The sequence below is a fragment of the Stenotrophomonas sp. SRS1 genome (assembly GCF_026130205.1).
Taxonomy (GTDB): domain Bacteria; phylum Pseudomonadota; class Gammaproteobacteria; order Xanthomonadales; family Xanthomonadaceae; genus Stenotrophomonas; species Stenotrophomonas rhizophila_B.
Genome location: NZ_JAINFD010000003.1, coordinates 446,670 through 469,334, shown reverse-complemented (window position 1 = coordinate 469,334; position 22,665 = coordinate 446,670). Strand labels below are relative to the sequence as shown.

The window sequence follows — 22,665 nt, the reverse complement described above, 5'->3', positions numbered from 1 at the left end:
ACACTCCCCACGCCGGGTCCATGGAACCTCACGGTTCCACGGGCTTCCAAGTAAACCGAGACCTTGATAGAATCGCTAGTTCACTTTTTTGATCCATCCTGCCGGATTGGCGCGCCCATGGTGCGCTGTCGGCCATCACTCAGCTGGAGAACCGCGTCATGGCGCGTATTGCAGGCGTCAACCTGCCAGCCCAGAAGCACGTCTGGGTCGGGTTGCAAAGCATTTACGGCATCGGCCGTACCCGTTCGAAGAAGGTCTGCGACGCCGCAGGCGTGACCTCGACCACCAAGATCCGCGATCTGTCGGAGCCGGAAATCGAGCGTCTGCGTCTCGAAGTCGGCAAGTACATCGTGGAAGGCGATCTGCGCCGTGAAATCGGTATCGCGATCAAGCGCCTGATGGACCTGGGCTGCTACCGCGGTCTGCGTCACCGTCGCGGTCTGCCGCTTCGTGGCCAGCGCACCCGTACCAACGCCCGCACCCGCAAGGGCCCGCGCAAGGCGATCAGGAAGTAAGGGACCTAAGAAATGGCTAAGCCCGTCGCTAAGACCAAGAAGAAGATCAAGCGCGTCGTCACTGACGGCGTCGCCCACGTCCATGCTTCTTTCAACAACACCATCGTGACCATCACCGACCGTCAGGGCAACGCTCTGTCGTGGGCGACCTCCGGTGGCGCTGGCTTCCGCGGTTCGCGTAAGTCCACCCCGTTCGCTGCCCAGGTGGCTGCCGAGAAGGCCGGCCGTGCCGCGCTCGACTACGGCGTCAAGTCCCTGGAAGTCCGTATCAAGGGCCCGGGTCCGGGTCGTGAGTCGGCCGTGCGCTCGCTGAACAACGTGGGCTACAAGATCACCAACATCATCGACGTGACGCCAATCCCGCACAACGGGTGCCGTCCGCCGAAGAAGCGTCGCGTCTAAAGGAGCGATAAGAAATGGCTCGTTATATCGGTCCTACCTGTAAGCTCGCCCGCCGCGAAGGCGCCGACCTTTCCCTCAAGAGCCCGGCGCGCGCGCTGGACTCCAAGTGCAAGCTGGAGCAGAAGCCCGGCCAGCACGGCGCCACTGCCCGTAAGGGCAAGCTGTCCGACTACGCTACCCAGCTGCGTGAAAAGCAGAAGGTCAAGCGTATCTACGGTCTGCTGGAGCGTCAGTTCCGCAACTACTACAAGAAGGCCTCGACCAAGAAGGGCAACACCGGCGAGAACCTGCTGCAGTTGCTGGAAACCCGTCTTGACAACGTCGTTTACCGCATGGGCTTCGCAGTGACCCGTCCGGCTGCCCGTCAGCTGGTCTCGCACCGCGGTGTCACCGTGAACGGCAAGTCGGTCAACCTGGCTTCGTACCAGGTCAAGGCTGGCGACGCCGTCGCTCTGTCCGAGAAGGCTGCCAAGCAGCTGCGCGTCCAGGAAGCCCTGACCGTGTCTGCCACGCATGACCTGCGTCCGTCGTGGGTTGAAGTGGATTCCGGCAAGTTCGCCGGCATCTTCAAGGCCGTGCCGGATCGTTCGGACCTGCCTGCGGATATCAACGAAGCGCTGATCGTCGAGTTGTATTCGAAGTAATTCACATTGGAGAACCTCCGGGTCACACCGGAGGTTCGCAGGAGAACCCGCAACATGACGGTTACCGCCAACCAGGTTCTGCGTCCTCGCGGTCCGCAGATCGAACGCCTTACCGATACCCGCGCCAAGGTCGTCATCGAACCCTTGGAGCGTGGTTACGGGCATACGCTGGGCAACGCCCTGCGTCGCGTGCTGCTGTCGTCCATCCCGGGCTTCGCCATCACCGAAGTGGAAATCGATGGCGTACTGCACGAGTACACCACGCTTGAAGGCTTGCAGGAGGACGTGCTGGAAGTCCTGCTCAACCTGAAGGATGTGGCCATCCGCATGCATACCGGTGACAACGCTACGCTGTCGCTGTCCAAGCAGGGTCCGGGTGTCGTGACCGCTGCCGATATCAAGATCGACCATAACACCGAGATCCTCAATCCGGATCATGTGATCTGCCATCTCACCAAGGATGTGGCGATCAACATGCGTCTGAAGGTCGAGCGCGGTTTCGGCTATCAGCCGGCTGCTGCTCGTCGTCGTCCGGATGAAGAAACCCGTGCCATCGGCCGTCTGGTTCTGGACGCCTCGTTCTCGCCGGTCCGTCGCGTCGCCTATTCGGTGGAAGCGGCCCGCGTTGAACAGCGTACCGATCTGGACAAGCTGGTGCTGGACATCGAAACCAACGCCACGATCGATGCCGAGGAAGCCGTGCGCACTGCCGCCGACATCCTCAGCGATCAGCTGTCGGTCTTCGGTGACTTCACCCACCGCGACCGCGGTGCAGTCAAGCCGGCCAACAACGGCGTGGATCCGGTGCTGCTGCGCCCGATCGACGACCTGGAACTGACCGTGCGTTCGGCCAACTGCCTCAAGGCAGAGAGCATCTATTACATCGGCGATCTGATCCAGAAGACCGAAGTGGAGCTGCTCAAGACCCCGAACCTCGGCAAGAAGTCGCTGACCGAGATCAAGGAAGTCCTCGCACAGCGCGGTCTTTCGCTCGGCATGAAGCTGGAGAACTGGCCGCCGGCCGGTGTCGCCCAGCACGGTATGCTCGGCTGATCCAGCGCTACGCAAGATGCTTGACCCCGCACCTTCGGGTGCGGGGGCTTCACCGGCAACACCCCGCACCGACAGGTCGATAGCCTGCGGTGACGGCCAGCCAGGACGGCTGGCACCGGACCATCCGCAGTCCAAGCAACAACGCCAGGATGGCGACAGCGATATCCAACCGATCCAACATTCACTTCAGGAATCACCGTCATGCGTCATATGAAGTCCGGTCGTAAGTTCAACCGCACCAGCGCCCACCGCGAAGCAATGTTCAAGAACATGGCCGCGTCGCTGTTCAAGCACGAGCTGATCAAGACCACCCTGCCGAAGGCCAAGGAACTGCGCCGCGTTGCTGAGCCGCTGATCACCCTGGCCAAGGTTGATTCGGTTGCCAACCGTCGTCTGGCGTTCGCTCGCCTGCGTGACAACGAAGCCGTCGGCAATCTGTTCACCACCCTGGGCCCGCGTTACGCGACCCGTCCGGGCGGTTACCTGCGTCTGCTGAAGTGCGGTTTCCGCGCTGGCGACAATGCGCCGATGGCCTATGTTGAGCTGGTCGATCGTCCGGCTGCTGTGGCTGAAGCCGTCGAAGAGTAATCTTCGAGCTACACCCGTTATTCGGTGAAGAACCCGGCCTTGTGCCGGGTTTTTCCGTTTCTGGGGGTTGATAAGGGCCAAGGCCAAGGCAAGAGCATGGCGCTGCGGGTGAGGGGGGGGCGTCGGCGCGGGTGGGTTGGCGGGACACGCCGTAAATCCGTCCATGGAGGCTCATGTCGCGCCATCCATGGCGCTCATGGTCCCGCCAACCCACCCGCGCCAACGCCTGCACACATGGTCGGTGCGCATGGGGGCAAAGCGGAGGCTGTGCGCGGCATAGGTAGAGCCGGCCGTTGGCCGGCTGCGTGGCGGCGGGTCGCGGCCCTGTTAATCTTGCGGCCTGGACTTTCACGAGTGTTGGCAATGAATCCATTGCGTTGGAGTTTCCGCGCCCAGTTCCTGTTGGGGTTTCTGGTCTGCGCGGCACTGTTGGGGTATGCGATCTTCCTGCAGTTGAAGATGGGGCTGGAGCCGTGTCCGTTGTGCATTTTCCAGCGGATTGCATTCGCGGCGCTGGGGCTGCTGTTCCTGATCGGGGCGCTGCATGGTCCGCGGGATCCGGCCGGGCGGAAGACGTATGGGGGGCTGGCCTTCATCGCGGCCGCGGTCGGTATCGGTATTGCCGGTCGGCATGTGTATGTGCAGTTGCTGCCGCAGGACATGGGCTCGAGCTGTGGGCCGCCGCTGAGTTTCCTCAGTGAGACGATGGGACCGTTCGAGGTGTTCCGCACCGTGCTGACCGGTACCGGCAACTGCGGCAACATCGATTGGCAGTTCCTGGGCCTGACGATGCCGATGTGGAGTTTGGTGTGGTTCACGGCCTTGGCGGTGTGGGCGCTGGTGACGGCGTTCCGTTCGCGTCGTCGCCACTGAGGCGTTTCTCAACTCAGTGACCTCGGCCTGGCACGCAACGCGTGCCAGGCCGGGTGCTGCGATCAGGTCTGGATGCTCTTGTGACGTGATCCAGTGGCAGGGCTTCCTCGCGAAGCTCAGAAGTCCTGCTGCAGGCTGAGGTAGGCGCCGCGGCGCGGACCCCACTGCGGGGCGAAGACGCCGATGCCGCCGCCGTCGCGCAGTTGGTAGCTGCGATCCAGTGCGTTGACCAGGGCGAGCTGCGCGTGCAGCGGGTGGCCGCTGTCGGCGTTGAAGTCGTGGCCGGCGCTGAGGTTGAGCTGCAGGTAGGCGGGGAGCTCGCCGCCGTTGGGGATGCCCTCGGCATCCGAGCGCAGGCCGCTGCCGAAGACGTAGTCCGCGCCCAGGCGGTTGTGGCCGGCGAAGGCGTAGCTGATACCGCCCGATGAGGTCAGTTTCTGGTCGTGGTCCAGATGGATCCAGTTGTTCTGGACGTAGGCCAGTGCCTCGGGATCCAGGTTGTACTGGCCGGTAATGACCTGCTTGCCCGTGGCCTTGTTGTAGGCGGCGTTGACGTAGGCGCTGAGCGGGCCGTTGCTGTAGTCGGCACTGAACTCCACGCCGTGGATGTGGCCGAGGCGATAGTTGAACGTCGAGTAGATGTAGGCGGCGCCGAACTGGCCTTCGTCCTGCAGGCGGTCGACCTTGCGGTCGTAGGCGTCCAGGCCCAGGGTGAGGTGTTCGCCCAGCTGCTGGGAGACGCCGATGTCGTAGTAGTCGCTGCGCTCGGACAGCGGCGTGGTGCTGCCTCCGGCCGGTTGCTGGTTGGTGGTGCCGTCGTAGAGTGCGATGTCGCTGCTGGCCACCAGTTCGCTGGCCGGCGGGGTGAAGTAGCGCGAGTACCCGGCGTGCACGGTGGTGCTGTCGGTGGCGTTCCAGACCACGCCCACCCGCGGGCTGAGCTGGCCTTCAGTGCCACCGAACGCCTTGTAGCGGTCGCCGCGCAGGCCGTAGTTCACGGTCCAGTCGTCGCCGAGGCGCCATTCGTCCTGCAGATAGACCGCGGTGGTGGTGGCGTTGAAGGCACTCGCCTCCGGAATGCGCAGTGGCGTGGTGCTGGCCTGTCGGCCGTCGGCGTCGACCGGGAACACCCAGGTGTTGCTGCCGGCGCGGGCGTGTTCGGCGTTGACGTACAGGCCATAGCGCACGGTGTGGTTGTCGCCCAGCGGGGTGGAGAAATCGGCCTGCACGGTGTTGGCGCGGTTGCTGCGCTCCACCTGTGAGGCGACGCCGTTGAAGATCAGATCGCCAGCCAGGTCCGGGTTGAAGGACAGGTCGCTGTAGCGCTGCCCGGCCGAGACCTGGTAGGCGGTGTTGCCCAGCGCGCCCTGCAGCACCAGCATGCCGAAGCGGGTGGTCTCGCGCTGGGTTTCGTCCAGCGCGGCGGAGTCCGCAGTGACCGTATCCAGGTAGCCGAACTGCGGGGTCTGGCCGGGGTTGACCGGGATCTGGAAGCGATTGTTGGAGAACCCGGCGAACAGGCTCAGGCGCGTGTCGTCGTTGACCAGATAGGTCAGGTCGGCGAACGCCTTGCCCTGGTGGGTGTCATCGTGGTCCGGCGTACGCGAGGCGGTGGGGTTTTCCATGCCGACCTGATTCTGGTCGTAGTTGCCGGTCAGATACCAGCTCCAGCGGCCCTGGCTGCCCCACCACGAGGCGTTGGGATTGACCTTGCCGTAGGAGCCGGCAGTGAGGCCGGCGCTGCCGCCATTGCCCAGCTCGGCGCCGCTGCGGGTGGTGATGTCCACCACGGCGGCGGTGCGCTCGCCGAACTGCGCCGGCAGCGCCCCGTCCATCAGGCGGATGCTCTTGATCGCGCGGGCATCCAGGGTCTGGCCGAAGCCGGAGATCGATTCGGGCAGCAGGACGCCGTTGAGGCGGTACTGGAGGTTGGCGTGGTCGCCGCGCACGTGGACACCGCCGTAGGAGTCCTGGACCACGCCCGGGGCCTGCAGCAGCACCTGGTTCAACGGGGTGGAGGCGCCCAGTGGCAGGTTCTGGATGTCTTCGGCGGTGATCTGGTACTGGCTGCTGCCGATATCCGGCGACAGCGCATTGCGCGCCTGGTCGAGTTTGGCGCTGACCGTGACCGCATCCAGATCGGTCACCGCAGGGGCGGCGCTGGCGGGGGTGGCGGCGAGGGCGGGCAGGCCGGTCAGGGCCAGGGAAACAGCAATACCGGTAGCAAGCAGGGAGGGCTTCATGAGGATGGCTTGGCTGGGCGATGGGAGGAGGGGCCGGCCTGGCAAGTGTTACTCCGTAACAAATCATGCGCCTGTCCGATGCCGCTGGACCATGCGCGATCTGGCCGATCGCGGTGTCCTTTCTTCAGCGTTCAGCCTGCGGGCATGTGCCCGCCCCTTTGCGCCGGGGGCGCGCTCTGCGACCATGACCGGCCCCACACCCCGGAAGTCCGTGATGAGCCTGTCCGCCCCGCCTGTAGCCGATTCCGCCGCGACCGCTGTCGACGCCTGGTCGCCGGAGAGCTGGCGTGGCAAGCCGGCGCTGCAGATGCCGACCTACCCGGACCCGCTGGCGCTGGATGCCGCGTTGCACGAGCTCAAGCGGCTGCCGCCGCTGGTGACCTCCTGGGAGATCCTGGCGCTCAAGCAGCAGCTGGCCGATGCCCAGGAAGGCAAGCGCTTCCTGCTGCAGGGCGGTGACTGCGCGGAGAACTTCAGCGACTGCGAATCCACCACCATCTCCAACCGGCTCAAGGTGCTGCTGCAGATGAGCCTGGTGCTGGTGCACGGCATGCGCAAGCCGGTGATCCGGGTCGGGCGTTTCGCCGGGCAGTACGCCAAGCCGCGCTCGGCCGATACCGAAACCCGCGACGGCCTGACCCTGCCGAGCTACCGCGGCGATGTGATCAATGCGCCGGAGTTCACCGAGGCCGCCCGCCTGCCGGACCCGCGCCGGATGCTGCAGGCGCATGCGCACTCGGCGATGACGATGAACTTCGTGCGGGCGCTGATCGATGGCGGCTTCGCCGATCTGCACCATCCCGAATACTGGAACCTGGAGTGGGTGCGGCACTCGCCGCTGGCCGCCGATTACCAGAAGATGGTGTCCTCGATCGGCGATGCGGTGCGTTTCATGGAAACGCTGTCCGGCACGCAGGTGTACAACCTCAACCGGATCGATTTCTACACCTCGCACGAAGCGCTGCTGCTGCCCTACGAGCAGGCGTTGACCCGCCAGGTGCCGCGCCAGCAGGGCTGGTTGAACCTGAGCACGCATTATCCGTGGATCGGCATGCGCACCGCGGCCCTCGATGGCGCGCACGTGGAGTATCTGCGTGGCGTGCGCAACCCGATCGCAATCAAGGTGGGCCCGTCGGTGCAGCCGGATCAGCTGCTGCGCCTGATCGACGTGCTCAACCCCGAGGACGAGCCGGGCCGCCTGAGCTTCATCCACCGCATGGGGGCGGCACAGATCGCCGAAAAACTGCCGCCGCTGTTGAACGCGGTGAAGCGCGATGGCCGGCGCGTGCTGTGGGTGTGCGATGCGATGCATGGCAATACCGAGAGCACCAGCAACGGCTACAAGACGCGTCGTTTCGACAACGTACGTGGCGAGGTCGAGATGTCCTTCGACCTGCACGCCGCGGCCGGCACGCGGCTGGGCGGCGTGCATCTGGAGCTGACCGGTGAGGACGTGACCGAATGCACCGGCGGTGCGCGTGAGCTGACCGAGCGCGACCTGGAACGCGCGTACCGCTCGTCGGTGGATCCGCGCCTGAACTACGAGCAGTCGCTGGAAATCGCGATGGCGATCGTGCGCAAACAGGCGCACTACGCCGACTGATACCGGTGCGTGTCCTCGACACGCACCTTACATTCGCCTGACACGATGGTCATGGTGGCACCGGCATGCTGTGCACTTCCTTGCGAAGAACACAGGAGCGTGCAGTGACCGTGGACTGGCAGCAGGCAGCGCTGTATCTATGGCCGATCTCGATCGCCCTGGCGATCGGGATCAGCGGCTGGTGGTTGTTGATGGCGTTGACGCGGCGGCTGAAAGACCGCGACTACCGCCGCGCCCGCATCGCGCGCGTGATCAGCCGACCGCTGGCGTTCGCCCTGCCGCTGCTGCTGTTGATTCCCGCACTCGAAGCGACGCCGCTGCAGGAACACCGGCTTGAACAGGCGCTGCGGCTGCTGCACATCGGTGTGACCGGCTGCGTCATCTGGCTGCTGGTGCGGGCCGTGGCCGCGGGCGAGCAGGCGATCCTGCGCGACCATCCGATGGAGGTGGCCGACAACCTCGAAGCACGCCGTATCCAGACCCAGACCCGGGTGCTGAGTCGCGTGCTGATGGGCGCGATCATCCTGGTGGGCGTCTCGCTGATCCTGCTCACCTTCCCGATGGTGCGCCAGATCGGCACCGCGCTGCTGGCCTCGGCCGGCATCATCGGCCTGGTCGCCGGTATCGCGGCCAAGCCGGTGTTCGGCAACCTGATCGCCGGCCTGCAGATCGCCTTGACCCAGCCGATCCGGCTGGACGATGTGGTGATCGTCGAGGGCGAATGGGGCCGGGTGGAAGAGATCAACAGCAGCTACGTGGTGGTGCGGATCTGGGATGCGCGGCGCATGGTGGTGCCGTTGACCTGGTTCATCGAACACCCGTTCCAGAACTGGACCCGGCGCAGCGCCGATCTGCTCGGCACCGCCTTCCTGTGGCTGGATTACACCGCGCCGATCCCGGCGATCCGCGCCGAGCTGGAGCGCATCTGCAAAGGCGAGGCGCTGTGGGATGGCCAGGTCTGCGTGACCCAGGTGACCGAGACCAGCGAGCACACCCTGCAGGTGCGTCTGCTGGTGAGCGCCCGCAACTCCGGCGATGCCTTCGATCTACGCTGCATCGTGCGCGAACGCATGCTCGATTTTCTCGCGCGCGAACATCCTCAGTCGTTGCCGCGCACCCGCGCCGAGCTCAATCAGGAGGCCACGCCGACGCGCCGCGCGCGTTCGCAGCCGGCCGAGGACGTGCGCTCGCCCGGTGCCGAAGATGGTGAGCCGGCGGTCCTGCCGGACCCGGGTGACGTATCCCGGTAATGCCGGCCAGCGGCCGGCACTACCAACGCGGGGCGTACGTTATCGGGTAGGTACCGACCGTTGGTGGGTACACGCCCTCAGGGCACGACGCCGTTCGTCAGCAGGCTGTCGGTCTGGAACCGCGGCGGGCGACGCGCGCGGGTGCGTTGTTCGTAGGCGTAGCCCAGCTCGATCAGCCGTGGCTCGCTCCAGGCGGTACCCATGAACAGCAGCCCCAGCGGCAGCCCGTTCACGTGTGCCATCGGCACGGTCAGGCTGGGGTACCCCGCCACCGCGGCCGCGCTGTAACTCTCACCCGGGAAGTCATCGCCGCGGCCGGGCCGGATCGGCCAGGCCGCCCCGGTGGTCGGTGCCACCAGCGCATCGAGGTTCTGCTCGCGCAGCACCGCATCGATGCCGTCCGGACCGGCCAACCGGCGGGCATCGCTGCGCGCGCGGATGTACTCCGGGCTGCCAAGGCCGCCCATGGTGGCGGCGGTGTCCATCAGGTCCTGATCGAACAGCGCCAGCTCCTTGCCTGCATGCTGCCGGTTCCACGCGATGACGTCGTCCAGCGTGCGCACCGGCGCCTGGTAGGTGGTGAAGTAGCGCTGCAGCCCAGCCTTGAACTCATGCATCAGCACGATCTGCTCAGCCTCCTGCCACTGGCCCTGGGTCGGCAACTGCACCGGCACCACGGTCGCGCCCGCGTCGCGCAGCACGGCGACCGCATGCTGCAGGGCCGGGGCGATGCCCGGCTTCTGCACCAGGTCGCCATACAGCACGCCGATCCGCGCACCGCGCAGGCCATCGGCGTTCAAGCGTGAGGTGTAGTCGTACACGGCGCGTCCGGGCATGGTCGCGGTGGCCGGGTCGGCTTCGTCACGTCCGGCCATGGCGGTCAGCAGGGCCGCCGCATCGGCCACACTGCGCGTCATCGGGCCGGCAGTGTCCTGGCTGAAGGAGATCGGGATGATGCCTTCGCGGCTGACCAGTCCCACGGTTGGCTTCAATCCGACCACGCCGTTGACCGCGGCCGGGCAGACGATGCTGCCATCGGTTTCGGTGCCGATCGCGGCCACCGCCAGATTGGCCGAGACCGCCACCGCGCTGCCGCTGCTCGAGCCGCACGGGTTATGGCTGAGCCGGTAGGGATTGCGCGTCTGGCCGCCGCGCGCGCTCCAGCCGGAGATCGATTGGCTGGAGCGGAAGTTGGCCCACTCACTGAGGTTGGTCTTGCCCAGGATCAGCGCACCGGCCGCGCGCAGCCGCTTGACCAGGAACGCATCGTCGGGGCGGAAGCCTTCCAGGGCCAGCGAGCCGGCGGTGGTATTCATCGGGCTGGCCCCGATGTTGTCCTTGAGCAGCAGCGGGATGCCGTGCAGCGGGCCGCGCAGCTGCCCTTGGCGGCGCTCGGCGTCCAGCTGGGCGGCCTCGCGCAGCGCATCGGGATTGAGCTCGATCACCGCACGCAGGCGCGGGCCGGCCCGGTCGAGGCGGGCGATCCGCTCCAGGTAGGCGCGGGTCAGGGTGACGCTGTCCAGCTCGCCGCTGGCCATGCGCGCTTGCAGCGCGCTGATGTCGGCCTCGGCATAGGCGAATGGCAGCGCTGCGGTCGGTGAGGGCGTGGGCGATTCGCGGGCATGCAGGGGCGCCGGGCCCGGGCTGCAGCCGGCCAGTGCGATGAGCATCAATGACGTCAGTGTCAGGCGCATGCCTGTTCCCCCGAACCGGCCGACAGGCTAACCAGCACAGGCGGCGCTTGGCAACTCAAGCCGCGTTGGCGATCGTGCCGTGGCGTTTGCGGATGTCGCGGGCGAGTACGCCGACCACGATCAGATTGATTACCAGCACCGACCACGAGGCCCAGCCCGGATGGCGGAGGATGGCGTAGATATCGAACGGCAGGTAGATGCCGGCGGTGACGCAGCCCAGCCAGGAGGCCCAGGCTTTGGCGCGCCAGAGGCCCCAGGCCTCGAACAGGTGCAGGACGCCGTAGGCGACCATCGCAGCAGCCGCCAGATGCACTGCATCGGGGCTGATCATGTTGAGCAGCGAGGGCAGGGTGCCGTGATCCGGGTCCAGGCTGAACCGGCGGATCAAGGCATTGACCGCATCGCGCAGGGGCTGCGGACCGAGCATTTCCAGCCCGGTCGCAGCCAATAGCGCCAGAACCGCCTTGCTGGCTTCCAGCAAGGCGATCAGGTGAAGCCCCGGATGCTTGTGAGGATCCGGGTTGTAGGGCTTGTCGATCACGACAATGGGTCCGATCAGCCGCCGCGCGAGGCCTTCTTGCGGTCGCTTTCGGTCAGGCCCTTCTTGCGAAGGCGGATTTCCTTCGGGGTGATCTCGACCAGCTCGTCGTCTTCGATGAAGTCCAGGGCCTGCTCCAGCGAGTACTTGATCGCCGGGGTCAGCTGGATCGCATCGTCCTTGCCCGAGGCGCGCATGTTGGTCAGCGGCTTTGTCTTGATCGCGTTGACGGTCAGATCGTTGTCCTTGGAGTGGATGCCGACCAGCTGGCCTTCATACACGTTGTCGCCTTCAGCAGCGAACAGCTTGCCGCGTTCCTGCAGCGGGCCCAGGGAGTAAGCCGGGGTGGCACCCGGGGCATTGGCGATCATCACGCCGTTCTGGCGCTTGGCGATCGAACCCTGTTCCTTCGGACCGTAATGGTCGAACACGTGGAACAGCAGGCCCGAACCCTGGGTCAGGGTCTTGAACTCGTTCTGGAAACCGATCAGGCCACGGGCCGGGATCTGGTATTCCAGACGCACACGGCCCTTGCCGTCCGGCTCCATGTTCTTCAGCTGGCCCTTGCGGGTGCCCAGCTTTTCCATGACGCCGCCCTGATGCTGTTCTTCGATGTCCACCACCAGCTGCTCGATCGGCTCCATGGCCTGGCCGTCGATCTGCTTGATGATCACTTCCGGACGCGACACGGCGAGCTCGTAGCCTTCACGACGCATGTTCTCGATCAGCACCGACAGATGCAGTTCGCCACGGCCGGAGACCAGGAACTTGTCGGCGTCTTCCAGCTGTTCCACCTTCAGGGCCACGTTGTGGACCTGCTCGCGGTCCAGACGGTCCTTGATCTGGCGGCTGGTCAGGAACTTGCCACCGGACAGGTCCTTGTTGCCGGCGAACGGCGAGTTGTTGACCTGGAAGGTCATCGAGATCGTCGGTTCATCGACGGTCAGCGCCGGCAGTGCTTCCGGGGTATCCGGGTGGCACAGGGTGTCGGAGATGGTCAGTTCCGGAATACCGGAGATGGCGACGATGTCGCCGGCCTCGGCGGTGTCCTGCTCGATGCGCTCCAGGCCCAGGAAGCCCAGCACCTGCGCGACCTTGCCGTTGCGCTTCTTGCCTTCACGATCGATGACCGCGACCTGCATGTTCTTCTTCAGGGTGCCGCGCTGCACGCGGCCGATGCCGATCACGCCCACGAAGTTGTTGTAGTCCAGCTGGCTGATGCGCATCTGGAACGGACCTTCCGGGTCCACTTCCGGCATCGGCGCGTGCTGCATGATCGCTTCGTACAGCGGGGTCATGTCGCCGTCGCGCACGGTGTCTTCCAGGCCAGCGTAGCCGTTCAGGGCCGAGGCGTAGACGATCGGGAAGTCGAGCTGCTCATTGGTGGCGCCGAGCTTGTCGAACAGGTCGAAGACCTGGTCGATCACCCAATCCGGACGCGAGCCCGGGCGGTCGACCTTGTTGACCACGACGATCGGCTTGAAGCCCATCGCGAAGGCCTTCTGGGTGACGAAGCGGGTCTGCGGCATCGGGCCGTCCATCGCGTCGACGAGGATCAGCACGGTGTCGACCATCGACAGCACGCGCTCCACTTCGCCGCCGAAGTCGGCGTGTCCCGGGGTGTCGACGATGTTGATCCGGTTCTTGATACCGGTCTTCTTGTCTTCCCAGGTGATGGCCGTGTTCTTGGCCAGGATGGTGATGCCGCGTTCCTTTTCCTGGTCATTGCTGTCCATCACGCGCTCGGCGAGCACGGTGCGCTCGGAGAGGGTGCCGGACTGCTTGAGCAGCTGGTCGACGAGGGTGGTCTTACCGTGGTCGACGTGGGCGACGATGGCGATGTTGCGAAGATTTTCGATAGACATGCGAAAGGGGGCCAGTCGGCGCCGGATTTGGAAAAAGAAGTCCAACATTATACGGCCAAGATGACCAATCGCGAAAAGTACGTCGCAAGCCTTGCCGGACGGGCATTCAGGTAGTGCCGGCCGCTGGCCGGCAACCCCATGATCTCCGGCAGGTTCTGCCTGGCTGCCGGCCAACGGCCGGCACTACCGCTGTCCCTGAGGCATTCAGCAAAGCGTTTCCGTGTCGGCGCGGAGGTGCCTGGGCGCGTGGCGACGCGTTTGTCCAACAGGCGCCCGTTGGTCAGGGGGCGCGGTGTATCCTATGGGGCTAACGACAAACCCCCGTACCCCAAGGATTTGCATGTCCCTCATCGCCACTTTCGACACCACCCAGGGCCCGATCAAGGTCGAGCTGTTCGCCGACAAGGCCCCGCTGACGGTCGCCAACTTCGTCAACCTGGTCAAGCACGGCTTCTATGACGGCCTGGTCTTCCACCGCGTGATCCCGGACTTCATGATCCAGGGCGGCTGCCCCAAGGGCCAGGGCACCGGCGGCCCGGGCTACAAGTTCGAAGATGAAAAGAATGGCGTGAAGCACCAGGTCGGTTCGCTGTCGATGGCCAATGCCGGCCCGAACACGAACGGCAGCCAGTTCTTCATCACCCACATCAAGACCGATTGGCTGGACGGCAAGCACACCGTGTTCGGTCAGGTGCTCGACGGCCAGGCCATCGTGGACTCGGTCAAGCAGGGCGACGTGATCCATTCGATCACCCTGGAAGGCGACACCGACGCCGTGCTGGCCGCCCAGGCCGAGCGCGTGGCGGAGTGGAACAAGCTCATCCCCAGCGCCTGATCCGATCCCGACGGCCCCCTGTGAAGGGGGCCGTTTTTACGATTCTTAGCAGAGGAAATCCCCATGAAAGCACCTGTTCGTGTTGCCGTGACCGGCGCCGCCGGCCAGATCGGCTACGCCCTGCTGTTCCGCATCGCCTCCGGCGACATGCTGGGCAAGGACCAGCCGGTCATCCTGCAGCTGCTCGAGCTGCCGGTCGACAAGGCCCAGGCCGCCCTGCGCGGCGTGATGATGGAACTGGAAGACTGCGCCTTCCCGCTGCTGGCCGGCATGGTCGGTACCGATGACGCCGAAGTGGCCTTCAAGGATGCCGACATCGCCCTGCTGGTCGGCGCGCGTCCGCGCGGCCCGGGCATGGAGCGCAAGGATCTGCTGCTGGAAAACGCGAAGATCTTCACCGCCCAGGGCGCGGCGCTGAACAAGGTCGCCAAGCGTGACGTCAAGGTGCTGGTGGTCGGCAACCCGGCCAACACCAACGCCTACATCGCCATGAAGTCGGCACCGGATCTGAACCCGCGCAACTTCACCGCCATGCTGCGCCTGGACCACAACCGTGCGCTGAGCCAGCTGTCGACCAAGCTCGGCAAGCCGGTCGGTGGCATGGAGAAGCTGATCGTGTGGGGCAACCACAGCCCGACCATGTACCCGGATTACCGTTTCGCCACCGCCGAGGGTGCCTCCATCGCCGAGGCGATCAACGACCAGGAATGGAACGCCTCCACCTTCATCCCGACCGTGGGCAAGCGCGGCGCGGCGATCATCGAAGCCCGTGGCTCGTCCTCGGCGGCCTCGGCGGCCAATGCCGCCGTCGACCACATCCGTGACTGGGTGCTGGGCAGCAACGGCAAGTGGGTCACCATGGGTGTGCCGTCCGACGGCTCCTACGGCATCCCGGAAGGCGTGATCTTCGGCTTCGCGGTCACCACCGAGAACGGCGAGTACACCCTGGTCAAGGATCTGCCGGTCGACGACTTCAGCCAGAAGTACATCGACAAGACCCTGGCCGAGCTGGAAGAAGAGCGCTCCGGCGTCGCCCACCTGCTGGGTTGATCGCACGTCACGACAGGTGCTGGCCGTTGGTCGGTGTCTGATGGAAGAAACGCCGGGCATTGCCCGGCGTTTTTTTTTGGTCTCCCTACGACCAAGGTCGGACGGCCCGCGCCTCACCATCGGACTATGCTCGATCCCATGACTTTGTCTGGGAGGGCTGTCATGCGTTACGAAGATGTCTATCGACGTTCGGTCGATGAACCCGAGGCGTTCTGGGGCGAAGAGGCCCATCGCATCTATTGGCATACCCCGCCGCAGCAGATCCTCGACTACAGCAACCCGCCGTTCCGGCGCTGGTTCGTCGGCGGGGAAACCAACCTCTGCTACAACGCGGTGGACCGCCATCTGGTCGACCGTCCCGACCAGCTCGCCCTTGTCGCCATCTCCAGTGAAACCGGTGTTACCCGCGAGATCACCTACCGTGAGCTGCACCGCGAAGTGAATGCCTTCGCCGCCGTGCTGCAGCGGCTGGACGTGCAGCGTGGCGACCGCGTGGTGATCTACATGCCGAACATGGCCGAAGCGGTGTTCGCGATGCTGGCGTGCGCACGCATCGGGGCGATCCACTCGGTGGTGTTCGGCGGTTTCGCCGCGCACAACCTGGCACTGCGCATCGATGACGCCGAACCGAAGCTGTTGATCGCCGCCGACGCCGGCAAGCGCGGCGGCAAAGTGATTCCCTACAAGGCGATGGTCGATGCCGCCTGCGCCGAAGCCGCTTCGCCGCCACCGCACGTGCTGATCGTCTCGCGCGGTCTGGACCCGGCCGAGCCGAAGGTGCCCGGTCGCGACGTCGATTACGCCACGCTGCGTGCCGAGGTAGGTGACCAGGATATACCGGTGGTGTGGCTGGAATCCAGTGAGCCGAGCTATCTGCTCTACACCTCCGGCACCACCGGCAAGCCGAAGGGCGTACAGCGTGATGTCGGCGGCTACGCAGTAGCGATGGCGCAGTCGATGGAGACGGTGTTCGACTGCAAGCCCGGCCAGGTGATGTTCTCCACCTCGGATGTGGGCTGGGCGGTCGGGCATTCCTACAACGTCTACGGCCCACTGATCGGCGGCTGCACCTCGCTGCTGTACGAAGGGCTGCCGACCCATCCGGACCCGGGCATCTGGTGGGCGCTGTGCGAACAGTACGGCGTGCGCACGCTGTTCTCCTCGCCGACCGCGATCCGCGTGCTCAAGAAGCACGATGCCGATTTCATCCGCCGCCACGATCTGGAAGCACTGAAGTACGTGTTCCTCGCCGGCGAACCGCTCGATGAGCCGACCGCGCACTGGATCAACGATGCACTCGGCAAGCCGATCATCGACAACTACTGGCAGACCGAAACCGGCTGGCCGGCACTGACCCTGCTGCCGGGCGTGGACATGAAACCGGTGCGCTTCGGCTCGCCCGGTTTCCCGAACCTCGGCTACCGGATGAAGGTCATCGACGAGAACACCGGCGAGACCGTCGCGCCGGGGCAGAAGGGCGTGCTGGTGATGATCCCGCCGCTGCCGCCGGGCTGCATGACCACGGTCTGGAAGGACGACGCGCGCTTCATCCAGAGTTACTTCAGCCACTTCAAGGAACTGCTGTACAGCTCGCTGGACTGGGCGATCCAGGACGAAGACGGCTACACCTTCATCCTCGGCCGCACCGACGATGTCATCAACGTGGCCGGGCACCGCCTGGGCACGCGCGAGATCGAAGAATGCATCGCCGGCCATCCGCTGGTGGCCGAGGCCGCCGTGATCGGGGTCAAGGACGAACTCAAGGGCCAGGTGCCGCTGGTGTTCGTCACCCTCAAGCAGGCCCTGCAGGGCGATGGCAGTGCCGTGGCGGCCGAGATGATGCAGCGGGTGACCAATACCCTGGGCGCGGTCGCGCGGCCGGCGCACATCCATATCGTCAACGCGCTGCCCAAGACGCGTTCGGGCAAACTGCTGCGGCGCTCGCTGCAGGCGCTGGCGGAGGAACGTGATCCGGGTGATCTGTCGACCCTGGACGACCCGGCGGCGTTGGACGAGATCCGGCGCGCGCTGGGTACCTAGGGCGCCAATAACCGCCTGCGCTCCCCGGGCCCGCCCTCTTCGGAGAGGCGGGCCTTTTCATGTCCGCCACGCGCCGGCCGGCCCGTGCTGCAGCGCATTACAGCCGATGCGGAGGCTCGGGTAAGCTGCGCAGGTGATCGTTGCAAGGGGGCGCGCACGTAGCGGCGAACGGCCGGTGCCACGCGCGGTAATGCACCACGTGAAGGGGGGAGTACATGGCGTACATTCATGCCAAGACGGCCGCTGGCCGTCAGGAAATCGAGGATCGTGCGCGGCGCCTGCCGCCGGCGCTGCGGTCCATGCTGCTGATGGTCGATGGTCAGCGCGATGACACCGTGTTGACCGCTCTGCTGCCGGGCCTGCGCGCACCGGACGATGCGCTGGCGCAGCTGTCGGCAATGGGCTTGATCGAGATCGTCGGTGGCAGCGCCGCACCGGTGGTCGCCACGGCGCTGACTGCCGGGCGCGAGCAGGATCCGGAGCTGTACAAGCGGCTGTATGACTGGATGAGCGAATCGGTGCGCAGACACCTCGGTCTGAAGGGGTATTTCATGCAGTTGAAAGTCGAGCGCTGCACCGATGCCGGCGGCCTGGAAAAGCTGTGGCCGGACATGGCCGCCGCGATCAGCAAGGCGAAAAGCCCGGCACTGGCCAACCGCTGGCTGGAAGAAACGCACGCGCTGCTGCACACCGAGGTCGTGATCGCCTGAGGCGATACGTCGACGGCAGCCAGGCAGCACGCTGTTTAGAATGCGTGCTGTTTCGTGTGCGGGAGAATAGCGATGGTGGATGAGATCGAGGACGACGGCGCCCCTGGGTGGGAGGCCATCGATGCCGCGTTGAAGGCGGTGTATCCCACGCAGGCGCCGCAGCATTACGGCCCGGTGTTGCGGTCGCTGCTGGGTGGTGAGGATCCGCTGGACGGCATCAGCGCGTACTGGAACGATGCCCCGCTGCCGCACTGGCATTTTGTCAGCTATGGCTTCTCCGAGCTGTATGAAAAAGAGAGCGATGATCCGGCCACCAGTGGCTACGGCTTCGAGCTGAGCTTCCGGGTTGCCGCCGCGGCGGGCAGCGAGCCACCGCCGTGGGCGATGAACTTCCTGCAGAACCTGGCGCGCTACGTGTTCGCCAATGGCAAGGTGTTCCAGCAGGGTCACTACCTCAACGCAGGCGGGCCGATCGCCGCCGACACCGATACGCTGCTGCGGCACGTCGCCTTCATGCGCGACCCGCAGCTGCCGCCGCGCGAGACGCCCAACGGTTCGCTGGAATTCCTGCAGGTGATCGGGCTGACCGATGACGAGATGGAGGCGGTGAAGCGCTGGTCGACCACGGGCGTGCTCGAGGCGCTGCTGCCGAAGATGCCGCTGTGGATCACCGATATCGCGCGTGACTCGCTGCTGGACGATCCCGCACTGGCTGCCGCGGTCGCCGAAGGTGCGGCGCGCGAGGGCTCGCAAACGGCCTATCTGTTCCTGGAAAAGCTGGGCGGCTCGGTGCAGGGCGAGGGCGATGCGCAGCAGGTGACCGTGACCCTGGGAGCGCGCCAGGTGGAATCGCTGCTCGCGTTGCTGCCGGCGCGGTTGCTGTTCGGCCAGCCATTGACGCTGGTCGGCAACGATCGGCAGATCACGCTGTCGCCGGCGGCCGTCAATGCGCTGGTGGTCGAGGGCGATGCGCTGGACTGCCAGTTGGCGCCGGCCACGGTGCAGGCACTGGTCGCCACGGTCCTGCCACGCCGTGGCACCTATGCGATCCCGGGTTGGCCGGCGCTGCAGGTGGTGGTGGAGCCGAGCGAACTGCGCGATGCCTAGGGCAATGTGCTGCGTACGATCGGGTAGAGCCACGCCATGCGTGGCTCCTTGTCCGGCCGGACGCGTGTGTTCTGGCCGGACCGCCTGCAGCCACCCTTGGGGTGGCTCTACAGGAGGCCTTCGGCCTTCAGTACCGCCTGCACGCCGGCATCGGCGTCCATCCGCTGCTTGAAGGCAGCGATGTTGTCCAGGCCGCTCAGGTCGATCTTCGCGCCCGCGGCCCAGCGCAGGGTGATGTAGAAGTACGGGTCGGCGAAGCTGCGGAACCCGGCCAGCCAGGGGCGGTCGGCCAACTGTGCATCTGCGCGCTCGAACAGGCCGCGCAGGCGCTTGCGGGCGGTGGCGCGGAGCGCGTCGTACTGGGTGTCATCTTCGATGAAGGTGCCCGGCCCGAACAGCGGCTTGAATGCCGGGTGCAGGTCCGAGTTGACGAAGGACAGCCAACGGGTGGCTTCGGCGCGCTGCTTGGGGCTGCCGTCACCGGTCAGGCCGGCCTGCGGGTAGGTATCGGCGATGTAGCCCAGGATGGCCGCGTTCTGGGTCAGCACGAAATCACCATCGACGACGGCCGGAACCGAGCCGGCCGGATTGATGGCCAGGAAGGCGGGGGCCTTCAGGGTGTCCTTGTCGAGCAGTTCCACCTCGAACGGCTGGCCGGTCCACTGCAGGGCGATGTGGTCGGCGGTGGAGCAGGCTCCGGGCTTGCTGTACAGCTTCATGGGAACTCCGTTGCGGATGGGTGGAAGATCAGCCGCCCACTATTCCAGAGGGGGCCCCGCATCCTCAACGGTATGGCCGTAACAGATCGTTACGACGCGCGTGGCTTGAGTTTCTGCACGCGATAGAAGGTGTGATCACCGATCGTGGCCACCTGGTAGGCGTTGCGCCAGCTCGGGTTGGCGATCGCCAGGGCGGCGAAGTGGCTCGCACCCGGAACGATTTCCTTGCGCTCACCGGCCGGCAGGGCCCAGTTACGCTCGGCGTCGAAGGCGACGGTCATCGCTTCCTGCCAGGCATCGGCGTTGCCGAGCTGGGTGCCGGGCGCGACGATGGTCGGGGCGAACTGCTTGCGGGCGGTCACCACCTGGCACATCGAGTCGCCCCACAGGCCGCTGTCCAGGCGGCGCAGGGCCACTTCCGCGACGGCTTGCTGGCCGCGCAGGGTCTGGTCACGCGCTTCGAGGTAGACGGTCGTGCTCAGGCACAACGAATCGGCGGCAGGCTGCGGCAACAACTGTGACAGCCAGAGAATCCAGGCCAGTTTCATAAATCTCCTTGCTCCGTGTGGGCCGCACCTGGCTGTTCCATCCGATCGTGCGGACGGGGCGTGGGTACGACTTGGCGTCATGGGGAGGCGGCCATCGGGGCCGCCCGGGGGCGGACCCGAATAGACGTGGGGTCCGCGCGCTCACTCGAACTGGGTGGTGAGCGGGAAAGTTGGCGCACGATAGGGGGGAATTTCCCAATACATCCTGAACCCGAAAGCTTGACATTCAGGTTCGGAGGTGGGGCTGAATCGGCGGTTCAGCCCCGTATTCAGGTCGGTTTTGACCCGGATCAGAGCGCGGCGGCGACCCGGCTGCCCTGATCGATCGCGCGCTTGGCGTCGAGTTCGGCGGCCACATCCGCACCGCCGATCAGCTGCGCATGGATGCCAGCGGCCTGCAGCGCGGCGTGCAGATCACGGCGCGGTTCCTGGCCGGCGCAGACCACCACATGGCTCACCGGCAGCAGCTGTTCCTGGCCATCCACGCGGATGCGCAGGCCGCTGTCATCCACGCCCAGGTAAGCCACGCCACCGAGCATGCTCACGCCCTTGGCCTTGAGCGTGGCGCGGTGGATCCAGCCGGTGGTCTTGCCCAGCCGCGCGCCGGGCTTGCCCGGACTGCGCTGCAGCAGCCAGACCTTGCGTGCGGGTGCCTCAGGCGCCGGCTTGGCGAGCGCGCCGCGGCCCTCGAACGACGGGTCCACGCCCCACTCGGCCATCCAGCGTGCCGGATCCAGCGCAGAGGAGGGCCCCTCGTGGACGAGGAACTCGCCGACATCGAAGCCGATGCCGCCGGCGCCGATGATCGCGACTTGCTCGCCTACCTGGACCCTGCCAAGCAGCACATCCAGGTAGGTAACCACCTTGGGATGGTCGGCACCGGGGAAATCGACCCGGCGCGGGGTGATGCCGGTCGCGATCACCACCGCGTTGAAACCGGCCAGCACGGCCACGTCGGCCACGGTATCCAGCTTCACCTCGACACCGGTCTCGTCCAGCTTGTGGCGGAAATAGCGCAGCGTCTCGTGGAATTCTTCCTTGCCCGGGATGCGCTTGGCGACATTGAACTGCCCGCCGATCTCGCTGCCGGCATCGAACAGCGTGACCGCGTGGCCGCGCTCGGCGGCGACCGTCGCGCAGGCCAGCCCGGCCGGGCCGGCACCGACCACGGCGATCCGGCGCGGGGCGGTGGTCGGGCGGTAGACCAGCTCGGTCTCGTGCACGGCGCGCGGATTGACCAGACAGCTGGCGGTCTTGTTCTCGAACACGTGGTCCAGGCAGGCCTGGTTGCAGGCGATGCAGGTGTTGATCGCCTCCGGGCGGCCGGCGCGCGACTTGTTGGCCCACTGCGGGTCGGCCAGCAGCGGCCGCGCCAGCGAGACCATGTCGGCAGCGCCTTCGGCAAGGATGCGCTCGGCCACGTCGGGCATGTTGATGCGGTTGGTGGCGATCACCGGCACGCGCACGTGCGGCTTGAGTTTGGCGGTAACCGCCGCGAAGGCGCCGCGCGGCACCGAGGTCGCAATGGTCGGGATGCGCGCCTCGTGCCAGCCGATGCCGGAGTTGATCAGCGTTGCGCCCGCCGCCTCGATCGCCTGCGCCTGCTGCACGATCTCGGCCCAGTTGCTGCCGTCGGGCACCAGATCCACCAGCGAGAGCCGGTAGATGATGATGAAGTCCGGCCCGCAGGCCTCGCGGATGCGGCGCACGATCTCCACCGCGAACTGCATGCGCTGGGCGGCGTCACCGCCCCAGCGATCGGTACGCTGGTTGGTGCGCGGGGCGATGAACTCGTTGATCAGATAGCCTTCCGAGCCCATTACCTCGACGCCGTCGTAGCCGGCCTCGCGGGCCAGCCGCGCGCTGCGCGCGTAGTCTGCGATGTGGCGCTCCACCCCGCGTGCGGACAGCGCCCGCGGCGTGAACGGGTTGATCGGGGCCTTCAGCTTGGAGGGTGCCACTGACAAGGGGTGGTAGGCGTAGCGCCCGGCATGCAGCAGCTGCAGGCAGATTTTGCTGCCGTTGTCGTGCACGGCCCGGGTGACCTGGCGATGCGGTCGCACCTCCCACGGCCAGGATAGCTTGCCACCGAACGGCTTGAGCCAGCCGACCACGTTGGGTGCGAAGCCGCCGGTGACGATCAGTCCGACGCCGCCGGCCGCCCGCTCGGCGAAATAGGCCGCCAGGCGCGGGAAATCGCGCGCACGGTCCTCCAGACCGGTATGCATGGACCCCATCAGGACGCGGTTGCGCAGCTGGGTGAACCCCAGATCAAGCGGAGTGAACAGATGCGGGTAAGCGGTGGATTCGGCGGCTGGCGACATATGGATACGCTTGCGTACGGAAGCCCGCAGGGTGCCGCGAATGCCCTTGAAGAGCAAGGGCATG

General features: G+C 66.0%; 20 protein-coding genes. 13 read left to right on the top strand and 7 right to left on the bottom strand.

The annotated features are described in order from the left end of the window. Positions 1–158 precede the first annotated feature (158 nt). From rpsM to K4043_RS12905, 6 genes are all read left to right on the top strand, one after another. Positions 159–515 carry a 30S ribosomal protein S13 gene (gene rpsM / locus K4043_RS12930; protein ID WP_019186163.1) on the top strand — a complete coding sequence of 119 codons (357 nt, stop codon included), beginning with the start codon at positions 159–161 and terminating at the stop codon, positions 513–515. Positions 516–527: 12 nt separating this feature from the next. After that, complete coding sequence (gene rpsK, locus K4043_RS12925) at positions 528–917, top strand: 30S ribosomal protein S11 (protein ID WP_017355427.1); 390 nt, start codon at positions 528–530, stop codon at positions 915–917. A 14-nt stretch (positions 918–931) separates the two neighbouring features. Continuing rightward, positions 932–1,561, top strand: a complete 630-nt coding sequence (rpsD, locus tag K4043_RS12920; protein WP_019186164.1) for a 30S ribosomal protein S4 — start codon at positions 932–934, stop codon at positions 1,559–1,561. A 54-nt stretch (positions 1,562–1,615) separates the two neighbouring features. Next, positions 1,616–2,614 (top strand): DNA-directed RNA polymerase subunit alpha, encoded by a 999-nt coding sequence (gene rpoA / locus K4043_RS12915; protein WP_123728452.1) that lies wholly within the window; start codon positions 1,616–1,618, stop codon positions 2,612–2,614. 201 nt (positions 2,615–2,815) lie between these two features. Then, the gene (rplQ, locus tag K4043_RS12910; protein WP_123728453.1) at positions 2,816–3,202 is read left to right on the top strand and encodes a 50S ribosomal protein L17; all 387 of its coding nucleotides are present in this window, start codon (positions 2,816–2,818) and stop codon (positions 3,200–3,202) included. A 363-nt stretch (positions 3,203–3,565) separates the two neighbouring features. Further along, the gene (locus tag K4043_RS12905; RefSeq protein WP_265309558.1) at positions 3,566–4,075 is read left to right on the top strand and encodes a disulfide bond formation protein B; all 510 of its coding nucleotides are present in this window, start codon (positions 3,566–3,568) and stop codon (positions 4,073–4,075) included. Between the two features lie 116 nt (positions 4,076–4,191). Here the strand turns inward: K4043_RS12905 and K4043_RS12900 are convergent, their stop codons facing one another. Continuing rightward, complete coding sequence (locus tag K4043_RS12900; protein ID WP_265309557.1) at positions 4,192–6,318, bottom strand: TonB-dependent receptor; 2,127 nt, start codon at positions 6,316–6,318, stop codon at positions 4,192–4,194. A 214-nt stretch (positions 6,319–6,532) separates the two neighbouring features. Here K4043_RS12900 and K4043_RS12895 point away from each other — a divergent pair, with 214 nt between their 5' ends. Then, positions 6,533–7,921, top strand: a complete 1,389-nt coding sequence (locus tag K4043_RS12895; RefSeq protein WP_123728456.1) for a 3-deoxy-7-phosphoheptulonate synthase class II — start codon at positions 6,533–6,535, stop codon at positions 7,919–7,921. Between the two features lie 110 nt (positions 7,922–8,031). Then, positions 8,032–9,171 carry a mechanosensitive ion channel family protein gene (locus K4043_RS12890; RefSeq protein ID WP_265309811.1) on the top strand — a complete coding sequence of 380 codons (1,140 nt, stop codon included), beginning with the start codon at positions 8,032–8,034 and terminating at the stop codon, positions 9,169–9,171. 77 nt (positions 9,172–9,248) lie between these two features. Here K4043_RS12890 and K4043_RS12885 read toward each other — a convergent pair whose 3' ends face one another. Genes K4043_RS12885 through typA form a run of 3 tightly spaced genes read right to left on the bottom strand, consistent with a single transcriptional unit; the run spans position 9,249 to position 13,268 of the window. Then, positions 9,249–10,865, bottom strand: coding sequence for an amidase (locus tag K4043_RS12885; RefSeq protein ID WP_265309556.1), 1,617 nt, complete (start codon positions 10,863–10,865; stop codon positions 9,249–9,251). Positions 10,866–10,920: 55 nt separating this feature from the next. Continuing rightward, the gene (locus tag K4043_RS12880) at positions 10,921–11,406 is read right to left on the bottom strand and encodes a DUF2127 domain-containing protein (protein ID WP_121042900.1); all 486 of its coding nucleotides are present in this window, start codon (positions 11,404–11,406) and stop codon (positions 10,921–10,923) included. Positions 11,407–11,420: 14 nt separating this feature from the next. Continuing rightward, complete coding sequence (typA, locus tag K4043_RS12875) at positions 11,421–13,268, bottom strand: translational GTPase TypA (RefSeq protein ID WP_121042902.1); 1,848 nt, start codon at positions 13,266–13,268, stop codon at positions 11,421–11,423. A gap of 340 nt (positions 13,269–13,608) precedes the next feature. Between typA and K4043_RS12870 the strand changes: the two genes are divergently transcribed. From K4043_RS12870 to K4043_RS12850, 5 genes are all read left to right on the top strand, one after another. Further along, positions 13,609–14,103: a peptidylprolyl isomerase gene (locus K4043_RS12870; RefSeq protein ID WP_121042904.1), complete on the top strand. Its 495-nt coding sequence runs from the start codon at positions 13,609–13,611 to the stop codon at positions 14,101–14,103. A gap of 63 nt (positions 14,104–14,166) precedes the next feature. Further along, positions 14,167–15,153, top strand: a complete 987-nt coding sequence (locus K4043_RS12865; RefSeq protein ID WP_121042906.1) for a malate dehydrogenase — start codon at positions 14,167–14,169, stop codon at positions 15,151–15,153. A gap of 162 nt (positions 15,154–15,315) precedes the next feature. Then, complete coding sequence (gene prpE / locus K4043_RS12860) at positions 15,316–17,193, top strand: propionate--CoA ligase (protein WP_265309555.1); 1,878 nt, start codon at positions 15,316–15,318, stop codon at positions 17,191–17,193. 215 nt (positions 17,194–17,408) lie between these two features. Next, positions 17,409–17,903, top strand: a complete 495-nt coding sequence (locus K4043_RS12855) for a hypothetical protein (protein ID WP_265309554.1) — start codon at positions 17,409–17,411, stop codon at positions 17,901–17,903. A 72-nt stretch (positions 17,904–17,975) separates the two neighbouring features. Continuing rightward, positions 17,976–19,010, top strand: a complete 1,035-nt coding sequence (locus tag K4043_RS12850; RefSeq protein ID WP_265309553.1) for a suppressor of fused domain protein — start codon at positions 17,976–17,978, stop codon at positions 19,008–19,010. A gap of 107 nt (positions 19,011–19,117) precedes the next feature. On the opposite strand, the gene K4043_RS12845 is transcribed toward K4043_RS12850, so the two are convergent. The 3 genes from K4043_RS12845 to K4043_RS12835 form a co-directional block, all read right to left on the bottom strand. Continuing rightward, on the bottom strand, positions 19,118–19,729 hold the full coding sequence (locus K4043_RS12845) for a glutathione S-transferase N-terminal domain-containing protein (RefSeq protein WP_265309552.1): 612 nt from the start codon (positions 19,727–19,729) through the stop codon (positions 19,118–19,120). 89 nt (positions 19,730–19,818) lie between these two features. Next, positions 19,819–20,277, bottom strand: coding sequence for a cell wall hydrolase (locus tag K4043_RS12840; protein ID WP_088435200.1), 459 nt, complete (start codon positions 20,275–20,277; stop codon positions 19,819–19,821). 290 nt (positions 20,278–20,567) lie between these two features. After that, positions 20,568–22,601 carry an NADPH-dependent 2,4-dienoyl-CoA reductase gene (locus K4043_RS12835; protein WP_265309810.1) on the bottom strand — a complete coding sequence of 678 codons (2,034 nt, stop codon included), beginning with the start codon at positions 22,599–22,601 and terminating at the stop codon, positions 20,568–20,570. Positions 22,602–22,665 lie beyond the last annotated feature (64 nt).